At 69.2% G+C, this 15072-nt stretch carries 11 protein-coding genes; 7 read left to right on the forward strand and 4 right to left on the reverse strand.

Annotation, left to right across the window (positions count from 1 at the left end; genetic code table 11):
- Positions 1–125 precede the first annotated feature (125 nt).
- A complete protein-coding gene (locus tag NR810_RS11385) occupies positions 126–2099 on the reverse strand; it encodes a Hint domain-containing protein (RefSeq protein ID WP_257451289.1) in 1974 nt (657 codons plus the stop codon).
- Positions 2100–2418: 319 nt separating this feature from the next.
- Positions 2419–3030 carry a hypothetical protein gene (locus tag NR810_RS11390; RefSeq protein WP_257451291.1) on the reverse strand — a complete coding sequence of 204 codons (612 nt, stop codon included), beginning with the start codon at positions 3028–3030 and terminating at the stop codon, positions 2419–2421.
- Positions 3031–3301: 271 nt separating this feature from the next.
- Here NR810_RS11390 and NR810_RS11395 point away from each other — a divergent pair, with 271 nt between their 5' ends.
- From NR810_RS11395 to NR810_RS11405, 3 genes are all read left to right on the forward strand, one after another.
- Entirely contained in the window at positions 3302–6205 is a 2904-nt protein-coding gene (locus NR810_RS11395) for a hypothetical protein (RefSeq protein ID WP_257451293.1), read from the forward strand.
- A gap of 24 nt (positions 6206–6229) precedes the next feature.
- Positions 6230–7420: an OmpP1/FadL family transporter gene (locus tag NR810_RS11400; protein ID WP_257451295.1), complete on the forward strand. Its 1191-nt coding sequence runs from the start codon at positions 6230–6232 to the stop codon at positions 7418–7420.
- 95 nt (positions 7421–7515) lie between these two features.
- On the forward strand, positions 7516–8790 hold the full coding sequence (locus NR810_RS11405; RefSeq protein ID WP_257451297.1) for a YecA family protein: 1275 nt from the start codon (positions 7516–7518) through the stop codon (positions 8788–8790).
- 3 nt (positions 8791–8793) lie between these two features.
- Here NR810_RS11405 and NR810_RS11410 read toward each other — a convergent pair whose 3' ends face one another.
- Both NR810_RS11410 and NR810_RS11415 read right to left on the reverse strand, forming a co-directional pair.
- Complete coding sequence (locus tag NR810_RS11410; protein WP_257451299.1) at positions 8794–9366, reverse strand: class I SAM-dependent methyltransferase; 573 nt, start codon at positions 9364–9366, stop codon at positions 8794–8796.
- A 206-nt stretch (positions 9367–9572) separates the two neighbouring features.
- Positions 9573–11135: an LVIVD repeat-containing protein gene (locus NR810_RS11415; protein WP_257451302.1), complete on the reverse strand. Its 1563-nt coding sequence runs from the start codon at positions 11133–11135 to the stop codon at positions 9573–9575.
- An 83-nt stretch (positions 11136–11218) separates the two neighbouring features.
- On the opposite strand from NR810_RS11415, the gene NR810_RS11420 reads away from it, so the two are divergent.
- The 4 genes from NR810_RS11420 to NR810_RS11435 are packed head-to-tail and all read left to right on the forward strand — an operon-like array spanning position 11219 to position 15058.
- On the forward strand, positions 11219–12544 hold the full coding sequence (locus NR810_RS11420) for a WD40/YVTN/BNR-like repeat-containing protein (protein WP_257451304.1): 1326 nt from the start codon (positions 11219–11221) through the stop codon (positions 12542–12544).
- A gap of 2 nt (positions 12545–12546) precedes the next feature.
- Positions 12547–13140, forward strand: coding sequence for a hypothetical protein (locus NR810_RS11425; RefSeq protein ID WP_257452016.1), 594 nt, complete (start codon positions 12547–12549; stop codon positions 13138–13140).
- The gene (locus NR810_RS11430) at positions 13137–14366 is read left to right on the forward strand and encodes a YncE family protein (RefSeq protein ID WP_257451305.1); all 1230 of its coding nucleotides are present in this window, start codon (positions 13137–13139) and stop codon (positions 14364–14366) included. The genes NR810_RS11425 and NR810_RS11430 overlap by 4 nt, the downstream gene beginning before the upstream one ends.
- Positions 14363–15058: a c-type cytochrome gene (locus NR810_RS11435; protein ID WP_257451307.1), complete on the forward strand. Its 696-nt coding sequence runs from the start codon at positions 14363–14365 to the stop codon at positions 15056–15058. The genes NR810_RS11430 and NR810_RS11435 overlap by 4 nt, the downstream gene beginning before the upstream one ends.
- The last annotated feature ends 14 nt before the right edge of the window (positions 15059–15072 follow it).

Consider the following 15072-nt stretch of genomic DNA (forward strand, 5'->3'; position numbering starts at 1 on the left):
CCGGGCGAGCGGCTCCCCCTGACCTCCCGTCTGGTGTCTGTGAAAAGCAGAAGGGCCGCTCCGGTACGTCCGGAGCGGCCCCTCGATGACTCAGTGGTTCCAGGCAGGCGGCCAGGGCCGCGCGCTCATCTCCTCGCGTGCCCGCGAGCCTGGGACAGCTGGTAGTCCTGGTGCCAGGCGCCGTTCAGCCGCGCCAGCACCGCGCGCGCGTCCACCCGCTTCTGCTTCTCCAACGCCTGCTGCGACTCGCTGTCGCCCACCAGGAAGCCATTGGCGTACAGCATGTTCGCCCCGCTGCCGGCGCGGGCCAGTTCCTCCGGAGTGCCCAGCGCGAAGTTGTAGACGCGCCCGTCATAGGGGACGCGCTCCACGGCCACCAGCCTGCTCGCCCCGGTGCGCGTCAGCACGGCCTCGCCCACGCTCAGCTCCCGGGCCTGCACCAGCCCGCGCGCCACCGTCATCATCGGGTGCGTCTCCGTCACCCGCACCTCGCGCCCCGCTTCGTCGCGCAGCTTCACCAGGGGCTTGCTCTCCCCTCCGCGGTGCACCGTCGTCACCGTCAACGCCAACCCGTCACCGTTGGCCAGCAGCTTGTCCCCCACCTTCACCCGCTCCACCGGCACCCGCGTGCCGTCCGGCTTCGACACCTGCGTCCCCTCCGCCATGCACACCCGCGTGTAGTCCACGGGCTTCACCTCCTTCTTCGAGGGGCAGCGGAAGTACTCGGGCTCGCCACCGTACGGGTCGGGGCAGTGGCCCTCGGCGTAGACCCACATCTCCAGCCGGACGCCCTGCGCGTTCTCCAGGCAGTTGCCCTTGCCGAAGTCCAGGATGCCGTCGAAGGGGTAGTTCCCCGGTGAGGTGCTCGGCTTCCAGGGCAGCTCGCCCTTGCCCACCAGGGTGCCGGAGGACGAGCCCGCCTCGCACCACCCGCCGGACTCCGTCAGCACGGCGACCACCTTGCTGGTCACCTTCTCCACCTGGCACTCCGGCAACACGTGGGGCACGAACTTGCCGCGCATGGGCACCTGGAAGCGCGCCGGATCGAAGGGCTTCACCGCGGGCTCCCAGAACGCGCTCTTGTCCGGAGTCCACGTCGTCGAACCATCCGGCCTGGTGGAGGCCCGCGTGGCCGCGACGTCCACCGCGGCGATCCCCACCGCCCCCGAGCCCGGGAACGGCTGCCACTCGCCATCCGGCCGGATGTAGATGGACCCGTAATCACAGTCCAGGGAGCCACTGATGGCGCCGCGCTCCAGACAGAGGCGGATGGACTTGTCCCACGGGTGCCCCTCGAGCAGCTCCCGCGGGTGCTCGACGACGAGGTCGCCCTCCATCGGCGTGTTCCCATGGAGCGAGGCGCTCACCGACGTATAGGTGAAGTGATCCTGGCCCGTCTCCTCGTTGAAGGCCAGGGCCAGCGAGTCGACGACCAGCTCCCTACCGGACTGGCGCGGCAGCGTGACGGAGACGGGCGCCGTCTCCAGCACCTTGCCGGCGTACTCCTCATGAGACTCGGTGGCGAGCAGCTCGAAGGTCGTCCGCGCCTTGTCCGTGGCGTAGGCCGTGGCGTCCACGTAGCCGTAGTCCGAGCCGTTGAAGCACGAGGCGAGCGCGGTGCCCTGGAAGTGGACCCGCGTCTCGTCCCCTCCCGCGCCACCGAGCGGAATCATGTGCCCGCACCACGCCTCCCCGGCACCCGTCGCCGCCGCGGCCCGCACCGGGGCCACCGAGGGCCGCGCGGGCAGACGCACCACGCTGTGGAGCTCCTCCAGGCGGGAGAAGAGCCGCGGAGCGTTCAGGGGGTTCAGCCCCGAGGCCTTCAGCCGGTTCTTCACGAAGCGGTACTGCGCCTCGTCGACGAGATCGAGGGGCATCTGCTCGTTGGCGCCCCTCTTCACCGACTGCGATTGGAGCGAATGCTGCCACTCCTCATAGAGCCGGGCCATGGCAAGCGAGTCATTGGCGAGCGCCTGCCTGTCCACCTGCTCGGCGGGCGGTGGCTGTCTTTGCTGCGTACACGCACCGAGCGGGACCAACAACAACACGGAGATGAGGCTCGAGGGCAACCATGGACATGTCTTCGTGGGCCTTCTCATGGCTCCATCCATTCAACGCAAGGGGGTAATGGCGCACCTCCCCTATCCAGGGAGGAGGAGTCCCGGTGACGCGTTCACTCGCATTGGGGTGGCGCAGTGGAGGGTCGGAGTGCACACGCCCCGGCTCACCCCCAACGTGTGTCCGCCCGGAGCGCCGTGCAGTGGGAACGAGATTGCGTGTAAATCCAAGGACACCCGAGCAGGACCGGCGTCCGCCGTCCGACGCTCAAGGGTGACTTCGGATGGATGCGGCCCTCTGGAGACGATGGAGGGCCGCAATCCCTCTCAAGATTCAGGGTCCGAGTGGGAAAACTTTTTCCTACTTCTTCTTCACCGACTCCAACAGCTTGCGGAAGCCCTTCTCACCGCTGGCGACGGTGCGCTCGGGGCCGGTGAGCTTGAAGAAGACGGGGCCCTGGGGACCCTCGATGATGGCGCCCATCAAACGGTAGCCGGGCTTGGGGGTGGAGGGCCCCATCATGGGTCCGCCACCGGTATAGGTGCCCTTCACGTCCACGGTGGTGAGGGGCAGGCCGTTGACGGTCTCCTTCTTGGTGCGCGCGTCCTTGTCCGTCACCGGGGAGCCATCCGCCTTCTGGAACTGGCCCAGCCAGCGCGCCACGTTGGCGTCCACCGCGCCGCCCTGGCCGGCACCGAAGTAGAAGATGGCCAGCTCCGCGGCGTCACTGTCTCCCTTGGCGGGAGCGATCTTGTAGGTGGCCACGCGCATCGGCCGCGCGGGCTGCGCCTCCCAGACGGGAGGAGCCGTCCAGGTGAGCCCGCCCGCCTCCGGAGCACCCTGCGGAGCCGGCGCTCCCTGCTGCGCCTGGGGAGCCGGAGCACCCTGGGGGGCCGGCGGGGTCTGCTGCGTCTGGGCCTGGGCAACGCCCACGGCCGCCACCACCATCATCGCACCGAGCAGTCGTTTCATGGATTCAACCTATACCCCGGAGCGCCCCCCCGCACTGTCCAAATCCACCCAACTCGACGGGTTGCTCCCATGAGCAGGAACCTGTCCCCTCACGTCCCGAGCCCACGTGTCTTTGTCCGGAAATACACTCCACCCGGCCCGCGCGGCGGGGGATGCACGTCATTGTGCGGAGTCTTACCTTCGGGCCGGATGACTCGACGCGTCACGTTCTGTCTGCCTTCTGGCCATGCTACGCCCCGCGAGTCGTTCCGCCAGCGAAGAGGTCTCATCCATGAGGAAGCTGTGGGTAGCCGGTGTGCTCGCCCTGGGCGCTGTCGCGTGTGAGAAAGAGATCCAACCCGCGACGGGCATCTCCGATGTGGTGGTCGCCGAGTTCGATCCGGCCGCCGAGCCCCCCATCGTCCCGACACCGAACGACGTGGCCATCAACCCGGAGACGGGGCTGGTGGAAGCACCGGTGGACCCGAATGCCTCCGCGGCCCAGCAGGAGTTCACGCGCGACTATCTGAACACGCTCGATGGCTTCCCCACGACGGCCGTGGCCTCCACGCCCATCAGGGACCTGGACCCCGCCACGGTGAAGGCCACCAGCGTGCTGTTCATCGACCTGAACCCCGAGGCGGGCCTGCCCATCGTCGAGCCCGCGCTGAGCTATGACGCGGACAGGGGACTGCTCACCGTCTCACCTCCGCGCACGGGCTGGCCCAAGGGCGGCCACTACGCGGTGGCGCTCATCGGCGGCGCCGACGGGCTGAAGGGCACCGAGGGCAGGCCGCTGGTGGGCTCGCCCACGTGGACGCTGCTGCGTGTCAACAAGCCGCTCGTCGAGTGCCAGGAGGACGTGCCGCGGACGCCGGACACCTGCCGCTCCGTCACCAACATCATCCCCTCCACCGAGACGGACCCGGCCGCCCGCCTGAAGGACCAGGCGCGCAAGGCGCTGGGCCTGGAGGCGCTGCGGCTCCGTTACGCGCCGGTGCTCGAGCAATTGGAGAACCGCGGCATCCCCCGCCAGGACGTGGCCCTCGTGTGGACCTTCACCGTGATGAGCCTGCCGGAGGTGACGTTCGACCCGGAGCACGGCGTCATCCCCTTCCCCAATGATCTGCTGCGCTCCCAGGACGGCACCCACCTGGACATGCCGGTGCCCCCGGGTGCCTCGGCCCAACAGAAGGCGCTCATCGAGGAGCTGAACAAGCTGGATGGTTTCTCCACCACCGCGCCCGTCGTGTCCGAGAACAGCGACACGCGGGGAGCCATCGACCTGGGCAGGCTGGATGCCTCGCGGCTCTCCTCGGCCACGCGCTTTCTCGAGCTCTCCGCCACCGGCGCCACGCCCTGGCCCGACGTGCGGGTGTGCCTGGACTGCGCGAGCAGCAAGAAGGCCGACGGCACCATGGCCAACAATCCCTCCCAGCTCCAGTTCGTCCCCCGTCTGCCCCTGGAGGAGCGGCGCACCTACGCGGTGGTGCTGACCTCGGGCCTGACGAACGAGCAGGGCAAGCGCGTGGTGGCTCCGGGCGCCTTCGCCCTGCTGCGCCTGAGCGCGCCGCTGGTGGACGCGAGCGGCAACAGCCTGGTGTCCGGCGTGTCGAATGCCCAGGCCCAGCAGCTGGAGCCCGGGCGCGCGAAGCTCTCGCGTCTCATGGAGGGGCTGGTGGCCGGCGGCCTCGCGCGCAAGGACATCGCCCTGGCGTGGACCTTCACCACGCAGAGCACGGTGAGCGGGTTGAGGAAGCTGCACGCGCTGCCCTCGGAGATCGCCACCCACAGTCCCGAGCTGCTCCCCGATGCGCCCACCGCCCTGCGCAATGCCAACTCCCGCTACTTCCCCGTCATGGACACACGGGGAATTCCTCGCAATCACATCGAGCAGGTCATCGAGGGGCGGCTCGTGGTGCCCTTCACCCTCACGGGCTCCAACGGCGTGATGGAGACCGGACGGCGGCGGTACGATCGCATCCCCTTCCTGCTCATCCTCCCCGCCACCGCCGCTCCGCCCGAGGGCTACCCGGTGGCCCTCTTCGGGCATGGGCTGACGGGCAACCACCAGCACGTGCTGGGCCTCGCCAACACGCTGGCCGGCACCGGGCACGCGGTCCTCGCCATCGACACCGTGAAGCACGGAGACCGCAGCCAGTGTCTGGGCTCCGCGGCCGTGCTCCGCGAGGTGCTCCAGAATCCCGCCGCCACCGATGACTGGGCCTGCGCCGACCCCGTCAACCAGCGCTGCGACAACGAGCCCGCAAGCCCCACCTTCGGCCGCTGCATCGCCCGGCCCAACAAGCCGCGCCAGGACTGCGCCTTCAGCAAAGCCGACGCCGACTTCACCTGCTTCGACGCGGGCCAGGGCCGCTGCATGGACGTGGACCCCACGGGGGACAACGACAAGTGCGAGGGCGGTACCTTCCGCACCCATGGTGACCCCTCCAAGGGCGAGCTGAAGGAGGTCTACATCTCCGGCTGGAACATGCTGGACCCGCAGAACTTCTTCGTCATGCGCGACAACTTCCGCCACCAGGTCATCGACCTCGCCCAGGTCGTCCGCGTCCTCCGGGGCACCGGTGACGACAGCCTCGACACCCGGTTGGCGGCCCTCGGCGCCTCCGGGCTGGACGGCACCCGGATCGACTACGTGGGACAGAGCCTCGGCGGGCTCCTCGGTACCCTGTATGGCGCGGCGTCTCCGGACGCGCACCACGTGGTGCTCAACGCCCCGGGCGGGCGCCTCACCCAGGTGCTCGACGAGGCCACCGACAAGAACCTCGCGGCGCTGCGCGACAGGCTCTACGCCACGCTCGCCAGCCAGCAGATGCCGCAAGGCAGCCCGGCGTTCGACACCTACGTGCGCACCGCCCAGTGGATCCTCGACCCGGCCGACCCCGTCAACTCCGCCTGGTACGTGAGCAACGGCCCCGGCGTGCCCGCCAACCGCCGCGCCCTGGTGCAGTACATCACCCGGGACCAGGTCATCCCCAACTCCACCACCCAGGCGCTCATCGACGCCGCCAACGCACGCGGGGGCTCCTCACGGACCATGAGCGTCTCCAGATTCGACCCCGCCGATACCGAGCTTCCCGGGGAAGCCCGCCATGTCTTCCTGACCAGCGGCAACCCCACCGTGACGCAGCAAGCACAGTCAGACGTGGTGAAGTTCCTCAACGACATCCCGTAGTCCGCTTCGCGACGAAGGACCCGTATGAAGAAGACACTCCTGGTCGTGACCCTGCTCGCCGCCGGCACCAGCCAGGCGGCCGGCCTCGCCATCGATACCCAGAACGCCCGGGCCACCGGCATGGGCTCCGTGGGCGTGGCGAGCTCGCAAGACGCCTCGGCCATCTACTACAACCCCGCGGGCATCCTCGGAGTCACCAAACTGGACGCGCAGCTCGGCGACTCCCTCATCCTCCTCGGCCTGGGCTTCACCCGCGAGGGCGGCTCCAAGCAGACACAGAACACGGTATCCCCTCCACCCCACGCCTACTTCGTCTACAAGTTCGACGAGAAGGTGGCGGCGGGCGTGGGTGTCTTCACCCCCTTCGGGGCCAACAGCAACTGGCCGGATGACTTCGTGGGGCGCTTCCTCGCCAAGAGCTCCAAGGTCGCCACCTACGACATCAACCCGACCGTGGCCTTCGCCCCCATGCCGTGGCTGCGGTTCGGCGCCGGCTTCCAGGCGGTGTATGGCACCGTCGACGTCAGCCGCCAGCTCAACCTCATCACCACCGAGGGTACCGCGACGCTGTCGGGCAACGACTGGGGCATTGGTTTCAACGCCGGCGTCCAGGCGGACGTGGTGCCGCAATTCCTCACCCTCGGCGTCCAGTACCGCAGTCAGGTGGACATGCGCTTCAAGGGTGACGCGGACTTCAACACGCCTCCCGAGTTCGCCCCGGTGACGCCCCCGGATCAGCCCTTCACCCTGGACGTGACGATGCCCGCCTCGCTCGGGCTGGGCGTGGCCATCGTTCCCCTGCCGAAGCTGCTGGTGTCCGCCGACGTGAACTGGGTCCAGTGGTCCACCGTCGAGCAGCTCTACTTCCAGCTCCAGGACACCCCCCAGGCCAATCCCCCCGTCCCCAAGAACTGGGAGGACCGGTGGAACGTCCACGTGGGCGCGGAGTACGGCCTGACGAGCAGTCTGGCCGTGCGCGCGGGCTTCGTCTACGACCCGACCCCCTCTCCCGAGGAGACCCTCTCGCCGGACCTGCCCGACGCCGACCGCATGCGCATCACCGTGGGCGCTGGTTATTCCTTCTCCTCCTTCCGCGTGGACGCCGGCTACCAGCTCGTCCTCCTCTCGGACCAGGAGAGCACCTTCCAGCCCCTGCCCGGCACCTACAGCGGCTCGGCCCACGTGGTGGGCCTGACACTCGGTTACTCGCAGTGACCCGTCCTCCCTGTTAGGGAGGAATCCGGGTGACCCGGGCCCGGCCCCTCCGTGGGTGCCGGGCCTCGTCATTTCTCCAGGAGAGGTACAGCACCGTGAGCAGCCAAAAGCCCGGACGCAACGACCCCTGCCCCTGCGGCAGTGGCAAGAAGTACAAGGCCTGTCACGCCGCCGAGGACCGCGCCCGCGAGGTGTCCGCCGCGCCCGCCGCACCCCAGCACCCCATCGCCAGGGACCTCGAGGCCGCCATGGGCATGCTCGGCGACTCGGACATGTCGCGCGTCTCGGAGGCCCTGGAGCGACTCGGTTCGTTGCTCGCCGGGTGGGGCCCCGCCCCGGGTCTGCGCTTCGACGCCACGGCCTTCGACACGCACGTGTCCCGTGAGTTCGAACGCATGGAGGACGCCATCGAGCGCGACGCCGCCCAGGCCAAGAACGCCCTGCGGCTCGGTACCCTTCGTGAGCTGGGCACGCGCTCGTTCCTCGAGAAGCTGCGCTCCACCCTGCTCGCGCGCGCCACCACCGCCGGCCTCTCCTCCGAGGACCGTCAGGCCCTGTGTCTGGGCGCCCTGCTCTCCTCCACCCCCAAGGGCGGCCGCTTCCAGCCCGAGGACCGCCCCGTGCTGGACGTCGTCTTCGACGTGCAGTTCCGCGAGTGGGCCTCCCGTCAGAGCCGCGAGCTGGCCTCCAGAATGGAGACGCTCCAGGCGGGAGGCGCCCTCTCCGAGGAGGCCGTCGACGCCCTCCGCAAGGCCGGAGAAGGCGAGATGGAGCCCCTGGTGAAGTACGTGGAGGCCGACCCGAAGCTCGCCTCGCGCATCGCCCAGGAAGGCCGCGAGCGCGCCACCCGCGTCGAGTCCGCCATGCGTCTGGGCGCCATGCCCTCCGTCTTCACCCCCGACGAGCAGGTCTGGCTCACCACCGTCCTCTGGGAGCCCTTGAATGCCTTGAAGACGGGCTCCAGCGACAAGGACCGCACCGCCACCGTCTCCGCCTTCCTCGCCGCCGTCAGGACCGCCCTCGACTCGGACAAGGAGTTCCTCGCCGGCATGCTCGACCGTCTGCGCATCCGCTCCAAGGACGCCACCCTCGACGAGGCCACCTGCGCCTTCCTCTCCGACGCCGCCGTCGCCTTCGAGGCCGAGCCCGTCCGCATGGTGCTCGCCGCCATCCTCACCTCCCGCAACGAGCCCCAGGCCCGCTCCGCCGAGGAGCAGGTCGTCCGCGCCGACCTCGAGGCCAAGACCCGCTGGACCGCCGAGGACCTCGAGCCCTACCGCGAGCTCCTCGCCAGCATGAACCTCCCCGCCCCCGCCGAGCGCATCCGCCGCGCCCAGGAGTGGCTCCGCTCCCACCCCATCGCGATGTGACCCTCAGCCCCGCTCGAACACCAGGAAGTACTGGTCCGGCAGGAAGTCGTGCGTCCCGACCTGCCGGAACCCCACTGACTCCAGCTCCCCTCGCACCTGCTCGGGCGGCAGCTTGTGCTCCGCCGGTGGGCCCCTCGGCGACTCCTTCCGGTAGTCGATGATGACCACGCGCCCCCCCGGTCTCAGCGACTCATGGACCCGCCGCATGTAGCCGGCCCGGTCTCCGAAGTGGTGGTACGTGTCCACGATGATCGCCACGTCCACCAGCTCCGGCAGTCTTGGGTCTTCCGCTCCGCCCAGCACCGGCTCCAGGTTGCCCAGGTTCTCGCGCTTCGCCCTCTCGCCCAGGTAGCGCGCCATGTCCGGCTCGATGTCCACCCCGTACACCCGCCCCCTCGGCACCGCCCTCGCCAGCCTCACCGCGAAGTACCCCGTCCCCGCTCCGATGTCCGCGACCTTCGCGTCCTCCGGGAGCGCGAGCGCCTTCACCACCTCGTCCGGCTTCTGCCACGTGTCCCGCTCTGGATCGTCGAATCGCTTCGCCCACTCCTCCGCGTTCTCGAAGCGGTGCGGCATCCCTCCGTGATGTTGGCCTTGGTGTTGGCCAGGGTGTTGGCCGTGTTTGCACCCCGTGGCCGACAGCAGCATCACTGTTGCGAGGACGTACAGGACTCGGGGACTCGGAAATCGCTGGTTGGCGCTCATGGGCTTCTCCTTTACACGGATCTCACTGCCACGGGTTCTCTTACCCTCACCCCGTCCCTCTCCCAGAGGGAGAGGGTCTAACCCTCGGGCAGGATGAGTAGACCTCTCGCCGTGTCAATCACATACAGGTACCCGTCCCCTGGCACCCTCATCCCGATCGCCCCATCGTAGAAGCTCCCCCCTCTCCCCTCATCCGTCTCCCGGTACGTGTTGAAGTACCCCACCTCCCTCGGCTTCTCCGGCTCCGATACGTCCAACACCCTCACCCCGTGTTGGTAATGCGCGATGTACAGCCTCTCCCCCTTCAACACCATGTTGTGGATCGACGCGCTCGGCCCCAACTCGTACTCGCCTATCCGGTGCGGATTCGTTGGCTCCGTCACGTCCAGCACCCTCAGGTGCGCCCCCCAGTTCTCCCCTCCCTCGAATGCAATGAGCCGCTCCCCGAACCTCCCCACCGCGTTCGCGTGGCTCGTCGCGTACGGATATGTGTACGTGCTCAGTTTCCTCGGCTGCTCCGGATCCCCCACGTCCACGATCAGGTAACCCCCAGACCAATGGTTGATGTACAGCCTTCCCTCGTACGCCAACGCGTCGTGCGGATAGCCCACCTGCGCATTCGTCGTCGCCCCCGGCTCCGCGTACATCCCCCTCAGCACCGGCGCCGTGGGCGTGCCGATATCGAAGATGAGCGTCTGTGGTTGCGGGCCCGGTGACATCGCGTACAGGCGATCCCCTTCCACGAAGACCGTATGCACGTCGATCCGGCCCCCCGGATAGCTCCGCAGCAATCGCGGCTCCTCCGGCTTCGAGATGTCGAAGACGATCACTCCCGAGCTCGCGCTCGCCACGTAGAGCGCGTTCCCCTTCGACCACACCCCGTTCCAGTAGTTGTCCGTCGGCAGGGCGATCGTCTTCTTCAGCACCGGCGCCCTCTTGTCGCTCACGTCGAAGACCGTGAGCCCTCCACCCTCACCCCCATCCGGCACCGACACCACGTAGGCGTGCCCCTGCGTGACGTAGACGTCCACTGGCATCCCCTGGTCCACGAATGATTCGGATTCGAGCCGCAGCCCCGAGGCCTCCGCCTCCCCCGCGCGCCGCTCCCACTTCTCCGCCAGGAAGGTGCCCGAGACGGAGGGCCTGCCACCGCGGCAACTGACGAAGCAGCCGTACAGCCGGTTGCCCTCGGCCCGGCAGCCCACCAGTGAATCGCGCTGGGTCGACCTCACGCTCGACAGGAAGAAGCTCTCCGCGTCCACCCGCCGCTGCGTCGGCGTCATCCCTTGATAGGAATCGAGACTCCCGTCCGCCGACACACGGAAGGCGTCCGGGTCGATGCGCGGTAGCGGGGCGTCGATCCGGTACACCAGCGTGAAGACTCCGTCCCGTGGCAGGCCGCCCAGCGAGGCCCGGTCACACCCCGCCAGGTCGAAGGACTCGAAGTCCCCACACGCCGCACCGCTGGTGGACAGTCCGCAGGTGGCGTAGCGGCCCATGTCTTCCCAATCCCCCCGTGCATCGGTGGTGGTGGGAGACGGAGGAGGCGCCGGCTCCTCGGGACGGCAACCCGCCAGGCACAGTCCTCCCATGGTCAGGAGTGCACTCGCTCGGCTCATCCATCTCAGCAGTGTGAACATATCGGTCACTCCTCGGACTCGTCGGTATACCGCATGCCCCACGACGTCTATCGTCGGGCCCTGTCCCCTCCGGAGTGTCGCCCATGAGACTCCCGCTCTCCGTCCTCTGCTGGTTGGTGCTGGCTTCACTCGCGCTGCGTGCACCTCCCGCCCTCGCGCACGCGGGCCTCCCCGAGACCTCCAACGTCACCGTCCGCCGCGGCCACCCCGAGGATCTCTTCGCTGGCGCCACCTTCGGCGCCGTGGTCTCCCGCGACAGCGGGAAGACCTGGCGGTGGATCTGCCCCGAGTCCATGCTCTACGGCGGCTGGCGCCCCGAGTCCTTCCTCTGGCAGGCCAATGGCGACCTGCTCGCCGCCACCGGCGCCTCCCTCATCCGCTCGCGCGACGGCGGCTGCACCTGGCAGGCCCACCCCTTCTTCTCCTCCAACAACCTGTGGCCCTCGGGCCTCGAGGCGCCTCCCTCCACTCCCTCGCGCCTCTGGGTGACGACGGCCCGCGCCTCCTCCCCCAATGGCCTCTTCCGCAGCGATGATGGTGGCGAGACGTTCACCGCCATCGACGCACTGCGGAGCACGACCCACGTCTACTCCTCCGTGAAGGTCGCTCCGTCCGACACGCGGCGCATCTACGTCTCCGCCGATACGCCCCAGGGACTGCGCATCTTCCGCAGCGACGACGAGGGCTCCACCTGGGAGGAGATTCCCCATCCCTTCCCGGAATACTCGGTCGACTCGCGGCCGTATGACCTGCTCGTCCTCCGGGTGGCGGAGAACGACCCGGACCACCTCTGGGCCCGCGTCACCGCCCAGGGCTGGACCTATCTGCTGGAGAGCAAGGACGGAGGCCACTCCTTCCAGTCCATCCTCCATCCCCCCAACCAGGAGCATGATGGTCTCGACGAGTACCTCGTCGGCATCGAGGTCTCCGCCGACGGGCGCACCGTCTGGGCCGCCACGTACACCCGCTTCTTCCGCATCCGCGAGGGTGGGCCCACCACCCTCCTGTCACTCCCCGAGGGCAATGCCTGCGCGGACCGCCAGGGCGACACCCTCCTCGTCTGCGGCTCCACCTGGGTGCATGACTGGGCCCTGGCTCGCACCCGCGACGAGGGCGACACCTTCGAGCCCCTCTTCTCGCTCCCCCACATCCTGCCCCCCGCGTGCCCCGCCAGAACCCCCACCCAGGACATCTGCCGGCCCCGCTGGCCGCAGTTCGCCCCCTCCATCGGCGCGGACCCCACCCTGCCGCCAGAAGAGCCCGTCACGGTGGAGCCCGGAACGCCGGAGCCTCCCCCCAAGAAGGGCGGGTGCTCGTCCGCCGGGGGACTCGTGCCCGCCGCATGCCTCCTCACCCTCACCCCGCTCCTCCGCTCGCGACGGCGCGATCCGGAGTCCTCACGGAGATGAACATGAGACACCCGAGCACCGCCTGCATCACCGCCCTGGCCCTCACCCTCTCCGCCTGCGACCCGGAGACCTCCGAGTCCGAGTGCGGTGAGCCCCTCTACGCCGGCAAGGCCACCGACGAGGCCTGGCGCGCCATGGTGGACGCGCGCAAGAAGCCCCGCGACTCCTCCAGGGCCGTCACCCTCCACTCCCCCACCGAGGGCGAGGTGTACTCGGCCGACGCCACTCCGCCCGTCTGGCAATGGAGCTCCCTGAGCGCCTCGCTCTTCCGTCCCCAACCCCCCCGCGCTCCCCGTTCCCTCGCCTCGTGGTTGGGCGAGCTGCTCGTCCCCTCCGCCCACGCGCACCTGCCTCCCTACACGGGGGACCTCTACTGGGTGGAGGTCTCCACCCCCGGCGGCAAGTGCCCCGTGGTCCAGGTGCTGACCTCGGAAGTGTCTTGGCAGCTCGACGCCAACTCCTGGGCCGAGCTGGGCAAGAACGCGGGCAAGGACCTCACCGTGCAGGTGACGAGCGCCCACCTCCTGCAGAACACCGTCACCGAAGGCCCCTACTCGCTCGCCACGCCCCGCACCTTCCGCAGGGGTGCGCCATGAGGCTCCTCGTGCCCGCCCTGCTCGCGCCACTCGCGCTCGGAGCCTGCTCCAACGACAAGGTGCCGGAGCTCGACTACTCCATCGACTCCCCCTGGCCCTCTGCGCGGGAGCTGCCCCCGCTCGGGAGCGGGCGCATCGTCGTCACCAACAGCATGGACGACACCGTGAGCCTGCTCGACCTGGACTCGTTGGGCTCGCCGGGCTGGGGAGAGCTCGCCCGCGTCCCCGTGGGGCTCAACCCCGTGGAGTTGGAAGGCCCCCACCACGCCGCCTTCTCGCCACGCGGGGACTTCTACTATGTGGGCCTCTCCTACTCCGTGCCTGGCGCCGGCTCCGGCCCTCACGGGGCGCACGGCACCGGCACCGCCGACGGCTACTGCCTCAAGCTGGACGCGAAGGACAACCACCTCGTGGGCTCGGTGCGCGTGGACCGCAACCCGGGCGACCTCATCGCCAGCGCCGACGGCCGCACGCTCTTCCAGACCCACTTCGACCTGCTGAGGATCACCGACGTGGCGCGCCGTGGCGGGCCCGAGAGCGACATGGACGCGCGGCTGGCCATCCTCGACGCGGACACGATGACACGCAGGGCGATGGTCACGGTGTGCCCCGCTCCCCACGCGGTGCGCCTCTCCCCGGACGAGAAGCGGGCCTATGTCACCTGCATCTCGGACGAGGTGGCCGTGGTGCAACTGGACGCCGAGGGCTACCCCGTCACCCGCCTCAAGGTGGCCACCAACGCGGGCACCGCCGTGGCGCCCCGGCACGAGCCCTATGCGCTCACCGTGTCGCCCATCGATGGCTCGGTCTGGGTGAGCTCGCTCACGAGCGGCGTCGTGCAGGTCCTGGACCCGGAGTCGCTGACCATGCGTCCCGAGCGCGCCGTACACGTGGCTCACAGTGGCTCGCCCATGTTCGGCGCCTTCAGCACGGACGGCCGCACGCTCTACATGCCCTACAGCAAGCAGGACGTGGTGGCAGTCATCGACACGGCCGTCACCCCGCCCGTGGTGACCCGGGAGATTCCGCTCGCGCCCTCCGGCTGCGTCAACGCACATCAGGTGACGCTGACGCCAGATGGCCAGCACGGGCTCGTGGTGTGCGAGGGTGGCCACCAGGGCCCGGGCACACTGCATGTGCTCGACCTGGCGGCGGGCACGGTGACGAAGACCGTGACGCTGGGAATCTATCCGGACTCGGTGGGCATCCTGCGGGGGTCGCCATGAGGTGGCCGTGGCTGGGAGCGGTGCTGCTCGCGGTGGGCTGTGGCCCCGTGCCCGCGGCGGAATACGGCGAGGAGCTCTTCAGCGACCCGAAGCTGTCGGGCAGCCAATACAACACCTTCTCGTGCGCCACGTGCCACGCGACGACCGCCACTCCCCCGAAGGACGAGGTGTACGCGGGACTGTCCCTCTATAATGTGGCGTCCCGCCCCCACTGGTGGGGCGGCTACGAGACGCGCCTGCTGGACGCGGTGAACTTCTGCTACACGGCCTTCATGCGCGGCGTCACCCCGCTCGCGCCGGACGACCCGAGGAGCCGCGCCCTCTACGAGTATCTGGTCCGCATCAGCCCGGACGAGACCGCGCCCGCCCAGCCCTTCACCCTCATCAAGGACATCACCGACGTGCCGCGAGGCAACGCCAGGCGGGGCGCCGACGTCTACGAGGCCGCCTGTCGGGAATGCCACGGTGAGGCGCACACCGGGAAGGGCCGGCTGACACAGCTCGCGCCCGTGCTCCCCGAGGTCTCCCAGGAGTACGGCTCCCTCTTCCCTGGCGTGGCTCCCGGTCTCATCTTCATCGAGAAGGTCCGGCATGGCCGCTTCTTCGGCGTGGGGGGAAACATGCCGCCGTACAGCCGCGAATCCCTGTCCGATGAGGACCTGGGAGCACTGCTCACCCATCTCGGCCTCTAGGACCATGCCGCGAG

This window comes from Archangium lipolyticum (genome assembly GCF_024623785.1).
GTDB lineage: Bacteria > Myxococcota > Myxococcia > Myxococcales > Myxococcaceae > Archangium > Archangium lipolyticum.

Coding starts and splice junctions, on each gene's coding strand:
- NR810_RS11395 (WP_257451293.1), top strand. CDS start 3,302: ATGAGGAAGCTGTGGGTAGCCGGTGTGCTCGCCCTGGGCGCTGTCGCG.
- NR810_RS11425 (WP_257452016.1), top strand. CDS start 12,547: ATGAGACACCCGAGCACCGCCTGCATCACCGCCCTGGCCCTCACCCTC.
- NR810_RS11430 (WP_257451305.1), top strand. CDS start 13,137: ATGAGGCTCCTCGTGCCCGCCCTGCTCGCGCCACTCGCGCTCGGAGCC.
- NR810_RS11390 (WP_257451291.1), bottom strand. CDS start 3,030: ATGAAACGACTGCTCGGTGCGATGATGGTGGTGGCGGCCGTGGGCGTT.
- NR810_RS11415 (WP_257451302.1), bottom strand. CDS start 11,135: ATGTTCACACTGCTGAGATGGATGAGCCGAGCGAGTGCACTCCTGACC.
- NR810_RS11435 (WP_257451307.1), top strand. CDS start 14,363: ATGAGGTGGCCGTGGCTGGGAGCGGTGCTGCTCGCGGTGGGCTGTGGC.
- NR810_RS11420 (WP_257451304.1), top strand. CDS start 11,219: ATGAGACTCCCGCTCTCCGTCCTCTGCTGGTTGGTGCTGGCTTCACTC.
- NR810_RS11400 (WP_257451295.1), top strand. CDS start 6,230: ATGAAGAAGACACTCCTGGTCGTGACCCTGCTCGCCGCCGGCACCAGC.
- NR810_RS11385 (WP_257451289.1), bottom strand. CDS start 2,099: ATGAGAAGGCCCACGAAGACATGTCCATGGTTGCCCTCGAGCCTCATC.
- NR810_RS11410 (WP_257451299.1), bottom strand. CDS start 9,366: ATGCCGCACCGCTTCGAGAACGCGGAGGAGTGGGCGAAGCGATTCGAC.